The organism is Nitrospira sp., assembly GCA_030653545.1.
Lineage (GTDB): Bacteria > Nitrospirota > Nitrospiria > Nitrospirales > Nitrospiraceae > Nitrospira_D.
Genome location: JAURZE010000002.1, coordinates 1 through 11,671 on the forward strand (window position 1 = coordinate 1; position 11,671 = coordinate 11,671).

6 protein-coding genes are annotated in these 11,671 nt (G+C 59.8%); 3 read left to right on the top strand and 3 right to left on the bottom strand.

All coding sequences use genetic code 11. The features are described 5' to 3' along the window. Window positions 1–193: 193 nt before the first annotated feature. The 3 genes from Q7U39_00010 to Q7U39_00020 form a co-directional block, all read right to left on the bottom strand. On the bottom strand, window positions 194–1,603 hold the full coding sequence (locus tag Q7U39_00010) for a sigma-54 dependent transcriptional regulator (GenBank protein ID MDO9116310.1): 1,410 nt from the start codon (window positions 1,601–1,603) through the stop codon (window positions 194–196). Between the two features lie 108 nt (window positions 1,604–1,711). After that, the gene (locus Q7U39_00015) at window positions 1,712–3,040 is read right to left on the bottom strand and encodes a DUF1015 domain-containing protein (protein MDO9116311.1); all 1,329 of its coding nucleotides are present in this window, start codon (window positions 3,038–3,040) and stop codon (window positions 1,712–1,714) included. A 133-nt stretch (window positions 3,041–3,173) separates the two neighbouring features. Then, window positions 3,174–4,142 carry a polyprenyl synthetase family protein gene (locus Q7U39_00020; protein ID MDO9116312.1) on the bottom strand — a complete coding sequence of 323 codons (969 nt, stop codon included), beginning with the start codon at window positions 4,140–4,142 and terminating at the stop codon, window positions 3,174–3,176. A gap of 262 nt (window positions 4,143–4,404) precedes the next feature. On the opposite strand from Q7U39_00020, the gene gltB reads away from it, so the two are divergent. The 3 genes from gltB to Q7U39_00035 all read left to right on the top strand — a co-directional run bounded on the left by gltB (window position 4,405) and on the right by Q7U39_00035 (window position 11,505). Then, entirely contained in the window at window positions 4,405–8,925 is a 4,521-nt protein-coding gene (gene gltB, locus Q7U39_00025; GenBank protein MDO9116313.1) for a glutamate synthase large subunit, read from the top strand. A gap of 13 nt (window positions 8,926–8,938) precedes the next feature. Next, window positions 8,939–10,372 (top strand): glutamate synthase subunit beta, encoded by a 1,434-nt coding sequence (locus Q7U39_00030; protein MDO9116314.1) that lies wholly within the window; start codon window positions 8,939–8,941, stop codon window positions 10,370–10,372. A gap of 284 nt (window positions 10,373–10,656) precedes the next feature. After that, window positions 10,657–11,505, top strand: a complete 849-nt coding sequence (locus Q7U39_00035; protein ID MDO9116315.1) for a hypothetical protein — start codon at window positions 10,657–10,659, stop codon at window positions 11,503–11,505. The last annotated feature ends 166 nt before the right edge of the window (window positions 11,506–11,671 follow it).

Here is an 11,671-nt window from a genome sequence, read left to right on the forward strand (position 1 = left end):
AACGGGGTTCTGGGCGGCCCGACGGCGGGCGCCCCCCACGGGAAACGCTCCCGGCCCAGCGAATTTCCAGCTGAGTACCCGTGCTAACGCCCTCAGAAACCGATGGCGCGGCGTAAACGGGAATTAATCAGACCTTCCCTAGCATCGTCAGGCGCTGATTGCGCCGGCTGTAATGTCGCTTTCTCGCAGCCCGCTAGTTTCCCTGTAGCTCTCCACCGCTCTCCCCTCGTCCTTCCTGCCGGTCACGTTGCTGCTTAATCAGCCGCGCCAGATAGGTGCGCTGCAAGTGCAGATGTTCGGCTGCGCGCGTCTGACTCCCCTCGGCCTTTTCAATCGCTCGCGTAATGATGTGGCGGCTGTGCGCGTCCATCGACTCGTGATAGGGCAGATCGAGGTACGAAAGCTCCGGTCCTTCCTCCCTACAGAGACGGGCATCTTCAGGAAGCAACGCGATCATGTCCGGTTCAATCGTATCGGTCGGGCTGAGTACGACTGCCCGGGCAATGACATTGTCCAATTCACGAATATTCCCCGGCCAGGGATACCGGGTGAGGGCCTCTATCGAGGAGGAACTGAGCGTCGCCCCCGGGCGTTTGGCTTCCCGGGCATGCCGTTCGAGGAAGAATTGCGCCAGCGCGGGTATGTCCCCGCGGCGTTCCCTCAACGGCGGCAGGGTGAGGGTGATGACGTTGAGGCGGAAGTAGAGATCCTCGCGGAACTGCCCGGTCTTGACCGCTTGTCGCAGGTCCTTATTGGTCGCGGCGATGATCCGGATATTGACGGAGACCGTTCGGGTGCCGCCCACGCGCTGAAATTCGCGGTCCTGCAAGACGCGTAAGAGTTTTGCCTGGAGCGGCAGCGGCATGTCTCCGATTTCATCGAGAAAGACCGTCCCACCGTCCGCCATTTCCAGCTTGCCCTTCTGCAGCCGGTCGGCGCCGGTAAAGGCCCCGCGCTCGTGGCCGAAGAGTTCATTTTCCAGCAGAGTCTCTGTCAAGGCGACGCAGTTGATCACTACCAGCGGCATGGCGTGCCGATGGCTCCATTGATGGATGGAGCGGGCGAAGAGTTCCTTGCCGGTGCCGCTTTCCCCGAGCAGTAGAACGCTGGCGTCGGAGCGTGCGGCCCGTTGCGCGGCTTCGACGACCGTGCGGACGGTCGGGCTGGCGCCGATGATGTTGGCATAGCGGCCGTCGACTTCCGAGCGCAGGTAGGCGACTTGCCGCTTGAGCGAGTCGCGCTCAAGGGCTTTGCGGATGACGATGAGGAGGTGGTCTTTGTCGAGCGGCTTGGTGAGAAAGTCGTAGGCTCCTTCTTTCATGGCCTCGACGGCGGCGTTCACCGATCCGTGCGCAGTCATGACGATGACGGGCAGGTCTTCGACGTGTTTGATCTGAGAGAGCCGCTTGAGGACTTGAATGCCGGTCAGTTTCGGCAGGTCGAGATCGAGCAGGATCAGGTTGGGGGATTCCTGCTCGATCTGGTCCAGGGCCTGTTGTCCGTCCCGGGCGATGACCGTCGTGTAGCCCGAGGCTTGCAGCCGGTCCTCTAGCACTGTGACGATGTCCGCGTCGTCGTCGACAATGAGGATCTTAGCCTTCATAACTCACGTGAACGGTGATGGGTGACGAGTGACGGGTTGGCTTCGGATGCAATCATTCCCGGCCGCCACTCCCACTCATCACAGATCACACATCCCTCATCACTGAATTTACTCCATCACGTTCATGACCAGTCCGGTCAGCGGTTTCGGGAAGAAGTAGGTGGACTTGTGCGGCATCCGCTCGCCCGCGGTGGCCACGTCCTTGACCTCGCTCACTTTGGTGGCGTTCAAGAGCAACGCCCCGGTGCCGGTGCCGTTTGCCGCCCAATCCAGGGCTTCGTGGTCGTCTTTCGTATAGAGAATGGCTTCCTGTTCCTGTTGCGTCGGACAGAGCTTGGCGACGACCAGCTGTTGCAGGAGCGAGACATCCAGCTTGGTCCGGGGAGAGGCGCTGGCCGGCGGACGATGCGCGGCCTTGAGTGCCAGGGTCAGGTAGGCCTCGCGGCCTTTGATCGCTAACCCGAACATCGGCGTCGTCCGCCCTTGTGTCCGCATCGCGTCGATGAACTCTGTGCGAACCGTGGCTTTGGTCTGGCTGGTATACGGATATTCCTTCAGATCGAAGGTGTCGGCGAACAGCGCCTTCACCTGATCGAACGACGGCAACGGCGTTGTTGTCACGCGGTGCGTGGGCAGTACGGTCAGTCCCGGATCTTCGATCGGCGTGAGGAGCATGAGGACCGTGTCGTAGGGCTGCAGGCCCTGGAGATTCCCCGTTTGGCCGGCCTGCTGGCGGCGCAGCTTTTGATAATTCAACGCCGTTTCGTACCGATGGTGGCCGTCGGCGATGAAGATGGGCTTGCTGGCCATGGTCGTCACGACTTTCTGGGTGATGGCCGGGTCGGAGATGGCCCAGAGGCGTTGCTCGAACCCGACATCGTCGCGGAATTCCACGCAGGGCGCAGTCGATTTTGCCGCCTGGGCCAAGGCCGACAGGATGGTGTCCTGGGGATCGGAATAGAGCGACCAGATCGGACTGAAATTCGCGCGGCAGGCTTCCATCAGATTCAGGCGATCGGTCTTGGCGGCGGCGCGGGTGTTCTCGTGCGGATAGATTGCTCCGGTGCCGAACTCTTCCAGCTTGAACGTGGCAATGAAGCCTCGCAGCGTTTTCCTCGGGCCCTTCGGATCGGCTCCCGGCGGAACATATTCAATGGTGTGGTAGTAAATCGTCGGTTGTGGGTCCCGTTTCAGCGCGCCCGATTGCATCCACTGCGAGAGCGTGGCGCCGGCCCGGGTATAACGATTGTTGGTCGGTCCGTCGCCGGGCTGGTCCATGCCCAGTTCCAGGCGAATGACATTGTGCGGGTTCCGGTCGTAGAGGGCTTTCTGGCCGGCTGTGTCGATGATGTCATAGGGAGGCGCGGCGACATCGCGTGCCGCACCGGCAATGGTGGCATCGTAGCGCGCACCGCGAAAGGGAAGGATCTGGGCCATGATGGTTTCGTGCTCCTGTGAAAAGTGGTCGGCGTGAACGTGTGAGACCGAAAAGGCATCCACCCGGCGTCCGGCTTTGTGCCCGTCTTCTCGCCGACACCATGGTGGGGAAAAGAGGGAGCGGGAGGAACGGTTACCGATCGCGGGTAATCATGTAGTCAGCGGCGACGGCCAGAGCCCGGCGTGCCGACGAGTCCTCAAAGGCTTCAAGTTCGTGTTGCGCGGCGGCGATATAGGTTTTCGCCCGTTCCATCGCGTAGGCCAGCGATCCGGCATCCTGCATCAAGCCCAGGATCCGCTCAAGATCTTCACGGCTCAGAGTGCGGGTTTCCATCCGGTCCTTGATCATGGTGCGGTCCGGTTCGCTGCAATGGTCGAGCAGATGGAGCAGGGGCAGCGTCGCTTTGCCCTGTCGCAAGTCTTGGCCGAGGGTCTTCCCTAATCGTTCGCCGTCGGCATTGTAATCGAGCGTGTCGTCGGCGACCTGGAAGGCGATGCCCAGATACTGGCCGAAGCGGAAGAGCGCGGACTGCTTTTCTTCTGAGGCCTCGGCAAGGATGGCGCCCATGCGGCAGGCGGCGGCGATCAGGCCCGCGGTCTTGTGTTCGACGATCTTGATGTAATCGGACTCCGGCATTGAGGGATTGCCGTTGTAATAGAGCTGAAGGACTTCCCCCTCCGCCATTTTGGTGCAGGCTTCGGCGAGGACCTCATTCATGCCGTGGCTGCGAAACTCCACGATCTGCGCCATGGCTTTTGAATAGAGGTAGTCGCCGACAAGGATGCTGATTTGGTTGCCCCAGACTTTTCTGGCGGTGCGGCGGCCCCGGCGGATGTCGGCTTCGTCCACCACGTCGTCATGCAGCAGCGTGGCCGTATGAATAAATTCAATCAGGCTGCCGAGCTGATAATGCTCGCGACCGGTATAGCCGCAGAGACGGGCTGATAGCAAAAGAAGAAGCGGACGGACGCGTTTGCCCCCGCTGTTGAGGATGTGGGCGGCGACGGTATTGACGAGGGTGACGCTGGAGTCGAGGTTCTGGCGAACCTGATGTTCGACGCCGTCGAGTTCGGCGCGATACGCCTCCCAGACGTCTGCCATGCTGTTAATGGTCGAGGTACCGGGGCCGTTCGACATGCCGCGGATGGTAGGGCAGTGGAGTAAACAAAGTCAAGCAAACAGGGCCGGATCGGCCTGCACAATCTTGACAGCGCGGGAGCCCATCCAGTAAGGTGCGGTGCAGAAAAGAACAAGCGAGAGACTGCCCATAAAACGACACGATATCGCGTGCTTGCCTCTGCATGTTATGAGTGGCCGCTGACCGCGAAGTCATCACCTTCTTCCTAAGCGACACGAGATTGCCATGATGCCGATACCCGGGCTTCCACCGAAGCAAGGCCTCTATGACCCTGAACACGAAAAAGATTCGTGCGGGGTGGGCTTTGTGGTCAACATTCAAGGCCAAAAGTCTCACGCGATCGTCCAGCAAGGGCTGCAGATTCTGGAGAATCTGACCCACCGCGGCGCGCAGGGTTGCGATCCCTGCACCGGCGACGGTGCGGGTATTCTTCTCCAGGTCCCGCATGAGTTTTTGAAGCGCGCGGCCGGTGACGTCGGCGTGGCCTTGCCGAATGCCGGCGAGTACGGCGTGGGCATGGTGTTTCTGCCTCCTCAGGCCGATCGCCGCCAGCAGTGCGAGCAGTTATTCGCGAAGGTGATTGCCGAAGAAGGCTTACGGCTGCTGGGTTGGCGCGATGTGCCGGTGAAGAGCGATGCCATCGGGCCGGTAGCGCGCAGTACCGAGCCGTTCATGCGGCAGATCTTCATCGCCCGCGATGTGCTCAATGAGGCCCAGTTTGAGCGGAAGCTCTATGTGGTTCGGAAGCGGGTTGAGAACGCCGTGGGCCAGTCGGCCATCCAGGGGCGCGAGTATTTCTATATCCCCAGTTTGTCCGCGAACACGATCGTCTACAAGGGGCTCCTGCTGCCGCATCAGATGTCGGCCTACTATCAGGACCTCAAGGATGCGAGCCTGACGAGCGCGCTGGCGCTGGTTCACTCGCGGTTCAGCACCAATACCTTCCCGACCTGGCCGCTGGCCCATCCCTACCGCTACATGTGCCACAACGGTGAGATCAATACGCTCAAGGGCAATGTGAATTGGATGCGTGCCCGCCAGGGGCGGCTCAATTCCGATCTGTTCGGCGAGGACCTCGAAAAGCTCTATCCGATCGTGTCCGAGCAACAGAGCGACTCGGCTTGTCTGGACAATGCCATTGAGTTTCTGACCATGGGCGGACGCTCGCTGCCGCACGTGATGATGATGCTCATTCCCGAGCCCTGGGTGGCCAATCCGCAGATGGATCTTGATCGCCGCGGGTTCTACGAATATCACGCCGCGATGCAGGAGCCCTGGGACGGTCCCGCGGCGGTCTGCTTTACGGACGGCAAGCTGATAGGCGCCACGCTGGACCGGAACGGCCTGCGTCCCTGCCGCTATCTCGTGACCACCGATGGCGTCGTGGTGCTCGCGTCGGAAGCCGGGGTGCTGCCGATGGAGACGCACAAGATCCGGCAGAAGGGCCGGCTCATGCCGGGCCGCATGTTCCTGATCGATACGGTCCAGGGGCGCTTTATCGACGACGAGGAAGTGAAGGCCGAGATCGTCAGCCGGAAACCCTATCGTTCGTGGGTGACGCAGCATCGGATTTCGTTGGATGAATTGCCCGAGCCGTTGAATGTCCCCCAGCCCGACCATCCCACGACGCGTCAGCGGCAGCAGGCGTTCGGTTATACGGTCGAAGAGTTGAAGATGGTCCTCACGCCGATGGTGGTGAACGGTGAGGAAGCGATCTCCTCGATGGGGACGGACACGCCTTTGGCGGTCTTGTCGGACCGGCCGCAGCTGCTGTTCAAATATTTCAAGCAACTGTTTGCGCAGGTGACGAACCCGCCGATCGATCCGATCCGCGAGGAGCTGGTCATGTCGCTCACGACCAGCATCGGACCCAAGCCGAACCTGATGGATGAGAATCCGGAGTCCTGCCGGCGCATCCGCGTGAAACAGCCGATTCTGACGAATGCCGATCTGCAGAAGATCCGCGAGATCGCCGATCCCCATTTCAAGAGCAAGACCTTGAAGATGCTCTTCCGGGTCGCCGAGGGACCGGAGGGATTGGGCGCGGCGGTGGATGATCTCTGCCGCCAGGCCTCGCAGGCCATTAAAGAAGGCTACAAGTTCCTGATCCTCAGCGACCGGGGTGTGAACGAAGAGTGGGCGCCGATCCCGAGCGTGCTCGGTGTGGCCGCCGTCCACCATCACCTCGTGCGCGAGTGCACCAGAACCGAAGTTGGGCTGACCGTCGAAAGCGGCGAGCCGCGCGACGTGCATCACTTTGCCTGCCTCATCGGATACGGCGCCGGGACGGTAAATCCGTATCTCGTTTTCGAATCGCTCGTGGACATGGAGCGCGACGGGTATTTGCCGGAAGGACTCGATGCGCAGACCGCCGAAGGCAAGTTCATCAAGGCCATCAATAAGGGGCTGTTGAAAGTCTTCTCGAAGATGGGGATCTCCACGGTGCAGTCCTACTGCGGCGCACAGATTTTCGAAGCCATCGGCCTGAACCATGAACTCATCAGCCGCTACTTCACGGGAACTCCGTCACGGATCGAAGGCATCAGCATTCGTGACATCGGCGAAGAAACGCTGCGGCGGCATCGGCTGGCCTATGAGCCGGCGCCGATCAGGCAATTGGATTTCGGCGGCGAGATTCACTATCGGATTCAGGGGGAGCATCACAACTGGAATCCGGACACGATCTACAAGCTGCAGCACGCGACGCGGAACAACGATCCCAAGACGTTCGCCGAGTTTTCGCAACTCGTGAACGACGAGAGTAAGCGGCGTTCGAACTTGCGTGGATTGCTCGACTTCAAGTTCCTGCCGGAGCCGATTTCGATCGATGAAGTGGAACCGGCCAAGGAGATCGTGAAGCGCTTCACGACCGGCGCCATGTCGTTCGGCTCGATCAGCAAGGAAGCCCACGAGACGCTGGCCATCGCCATGAATCGCCTCGGCGCCAAGAGCAATACCGGCGAAGGCGGCGAGGATCCGGAACGATTCAAGCCGCTGCCCAACGGCGATTCGAAGAACAGCTACATTAAGCAAGTCGCGTCGGCGCGATTCGGCGTCACCAGCCACTATCTGGTGAATGCGAAAGAGCTGCAGATCAAGATGGCGCAAGGCGCGAAGCCGGGCGAAGGCGGGCAGTTGCCGGGCCACAAGGTCGATGAGAACATCGCCAAGTTCCGCTACGCCACGCCGGGCGTGCAGCTGATATCGCCGCCGCCGCACCACGACATTTATTCCATCGAAGATCTGGCGCAGCTGATTTTCGACCTCAAGAATGCCAATCCCGACGCGGCCGTGTCGGTGAAGCTGGTCTCGGAAGTCGGTGTCGGCACGGTGGCGGCGGGTGTAGCCAAGGCGCATGCCGACAAGGTGCTCATCAGCGGCGATTCCGGCGGAACCGGCGCGTCGCCGCTCTCGTCGATCAAGTATGCCGGCGGGCCCTGGGAACTCGGACTGGCGGAAACGCATCAGACCCTGGTGCTGAACGACCTGCGCGGGCGGATTCGCGTGGAGACCGACGGGCAGATGAAGACCGGCCGGGATGTGGCCATTGCCACGTTGCTAGGAGCGGAAGAGTACGGGTTCGCCACGGCGCCGTTGATCATCGAAGGCTGCATCATGATGCGGAAGTGTCATCTCAATACCTGTCCGGTCGGTATTGCGACGCAGGACCCGGAACTCCGCAAGAAGTTCAACGGGCAGCCCGAACATATCGTCAACTTCTTTTTCTTTATCGCCGAAGAACTCCGGCAGATCATGGCGAAGCTGGGATTCCGGACGATCAATGAAATGGTCGGCCGCGTCGACAAGCTCAAAGTGCAAAAGGCCATCGACCATTGGAAGGCCAAAGGGCTCGACCTGACACCGTTGCTGAAGGCGCCGGATGTGGCCGCGGATGTGCCGCGCCATTGCGTGCAGAAGCAGGATCACGGGCTGGCCGATGTGCTGGACAACAAGTTGATCGAGCTTTGCAAACCGGCGCTGGACAAAGGCGAGAAAGTGACCTTGGATCTGCCGATTCGCAACGTGAACCGGACAGTCGGCACGATGTTGTCGAGTCGCATTGCGAAAAAGTACGGGCTGGAGGGACTGCCGCCCGATACCATCTCCATCAAGTTCAGCGGCTCCGCCGGACAATCCTTCGGCGCGTTCCTTTCGCGCGGCATCACGCTGACGCTGGAGGGCGAGTCGAACGACTATATCGGCAAGGGGCTCTCAGGCGGCAAGATCATTGTCTTCCCGCCGAAGAACGCGATCTATACGCCCGAGGAAACGATTCTCGTCGGTAACACCTCGCTCTACGGCGCGACGCAGGGTGAAGCCTATTTCTACGGCATGGCGGGCGAACGGTTTGCCGTGCGGAACAGCGGTGTGCGGGCCGTCGTGGAAGGCACCGGCGATCACGGGTGCGAATACATGACCGGTGGCGTTATCGTCGTGCTCGGTCGCACCGGACGGAATTTCGCAGCCGGCATGTCGGGCGGCGTGGCGTTTGTGCTGGATGAGTTGGGCAAGTTCTCGGCGCGCTGCAATACCGGCATGGTCGAGCTGGAAAAAGTCGGCACGGCCGAAGACAAGAAACTGTTGCATGAGATGATTACGTCGCACTTTGTGTGCACCGGCAGCCGGAACGCGAAGCGCATCCTGGATTCCTGGGACGCGATCCTGCCGAAGTTCGCGAAGGTCATGCCGGTGGATTACAAGCGCGTGTTGGAAGAGCGGAAGAAAAAAGCGGCGGCGAGCAAATAAAAGGACTACGGGAATGGGCGATCCAAAGGGTTTCATGAAATATGCCCGCGAGGGCCCCAAGCGGAAACCGATCGAGCTGCGCGTGCTCGATTGGAAGGAAATGTACGAGCCCATCACCGAGGACAAGCTCAAGGTCCAGGGCGCGCGTTGCATGGATTGCGGAGTGCCGTTTTGCCAGGGCACGACCGGCTGCCCCGTCGTCAACCTGATCCCCGAGTGGAACGACCTCGTCTATCGCGGCCGCTGGAAAGACGCGCTCAAGGCGCTGCACACCACGAATAATTTCCCCGAGTTCACCGGGCGTCTTTGCCCGGCTCCCTGTGAAGGCGCCTGCGTCCTTGGGATCAATGAGGATCCGGTCTCCATCCGCGTGCTGGAGTGGAACATCATCGACCGGGGTTTCAACGAAGGCTATGTCGAGCCGGTGTTGCCGGTCGTGAAGACGGGCAAGACTGTGGCCATTGTGGGCTCCGGTCCATCCGGCTTAGCCGCCGCGCAGCAACTCGCGCGCGCCGGCCATAGCGTCACCCTGTTCGAAAAATCCGACCGCATCGGCGGCTTGCTGCGCTACGGTATCCCCGACTTTAAAATGGAAAAGTGGGTCATCGACCGGCGGCTGGAGCAGATGAAGGCCGAAGGCGTCGAATTCAAGACCGGCGTGGCCATCGGAAAAGATATCACCGGCGAGCAGCTGCGCAAGCAGTTCGATGCCGTGGGATTGACCATGGGCGCGGAGCAGGCCCGCGAGTTGCCGATTCCCGGCCGCGAGCTGAAGGGCGTGCACCTCGCGATGGAATATCTCACCCAGCAGAACAAGCGGACGGCGGGCATTCCCATCACCGACGAGCCCATCATTGCCAAAGGCAAGCGGGTCATCGTCATCGGCGGCGGCGATACCGGGTCCGATTGCGTCGGCACCGCCCATCGCCAAGGCTGCGCGGAAGTGCATCAGTTCGAATTGCTTCCGGAGCCGCCTCCGTCCCGGTCGAGTTCGACCCCCTGGCCCCTCTGGCCGATGCAGCTGCGCACGTCGCATGCGCACGAAGAAGGCTGCGACCGGCAGTGGAGTATCTCGACGACCAAGTTCACAGGTCACAACGGCCAGGTGACGAAGCTGCATGCGAACAAAGTGAAGTTTGAAGCAGGAAAGTTTGTGCCCATTCCCAACAGCGATTTCGACATGGATGCGGATCTCGTGTTGCTCGCCATGGGCTTCACTGGTCCGGTGAAGAACGGCCTGCTCGACAGTCTCGGTGTGAAGTACGATCAGCGCGGGGCGGTGTCGGTGGACGAAGGATTCATGACCAACCTCGACGGCGTCTTTGCCGGCGGCGACACCAAGCGCGGCGCCTCCCTCATCGTCTGGGCGATCGCCGAAGGCCGTAAAATGGCCGCGGGGATCAATCAGTATCTGAGTGTGGGCAAGTCGGCGAAGACAGGCCGCTGAAAACGGCCTCTTCTCACCCGCCCATCCCGGCGCGTCGAGACGCGCCTTTCACCGGGCTTCGTTCTCGCTTCGCTCAATCCCTCAACGTACCTAGAACCGTGCGCCTCGGGCTCTCGCTGGCTGCGGCCTTGTTGGAAGACCGTTCTGAGCAGGCCGTGTGAAGTAGGTCTCTGCCTTTTTAGGCTTCATTGACACGTTTTGATCACCACCGGTAGCTTTGGTGCTATCGCGCGGATCTAGTTTTTCAGCCCTCTATGTGTCCGCGAAGTCCCAAGGGGAGACCCATGTTCGAAAGACTTTGTTTGACGCCGCGAACTAATACTGTTTGGGGGAGCCAGATCGATCCAGGGTTTCTTGCAGAGAGTCTTGTTTTCTACGGCACAGTATATGTCGCGGCAAATAGGGGTGTAATTGAACAGCTGCTCCGAGCATGCGGACCTGAATCTCTCGTTGAACTGGTGGAGCGGGGAAATCTTCGAGTACTGTATGAACATGAGATGTGCGCAGTGCAGACGAAGAATAGTGGTTCAACTAATGAACTTCATTTCCCTGTAACGGCGTCATTAGTCGGTGGGGAAGCCCAAAACGAGGTTCCAAAGATCTTTGAAAAAGTCATAGGGAAAGAGGGTAGAGGAAGAAGGTTAGCCAGAAGATTCCTGGCTTCAACGGAAACAATATCTCACTTTGATGAGTTCATCCCTTCGACAAGAGAAGACATTGGGGATCGGGAGTATCTAAGGAAGGCAGTAGGACTATTCCTTGCCCATTGTGTTCCCGAGTATCCTCGAGAAGAACTTGAGTTTGTTGCAGAGGAGGAAGGGGAAGGGTTTCGTGTTCGAACAAATATTGATTTTGTTTTAGCTAATCGGTATTACCACACCCGTATTTCTCCTAGCCATTCCTCATTAACGCCAGCCTATCTTCTTACTCATGTGATCAATGCGCGACAGGCGATCATGCTGTCATCTCAGTACCAAACCGAGCCTGCTCTCGATTCGCTCCAGTCTGCCCTCGTTGGGTCCAAGATGGAGTCGCTGATTCGTAACAGTCAGAAGTCTGAATCTGCAATACGGAGATTCAGGGATGTCGTCTTGGAAGATGGCCGTGCTATCAGGGAAGCAATAAGCAGTTGAGAAAGAACGTTCAAAGACCTATTGCCTGTTCTAGTGTAGTGATTCATGCTGTTCTTGTCTTATCCAGAGCGCTCTTGGCCCGATTCACTTTCGCTAAGATTTCCTGCGCGGATTTGGTCCACACAAAGGGGGTGGGCTGGGTATTGCGGTGGGTCATGTAGGCGTC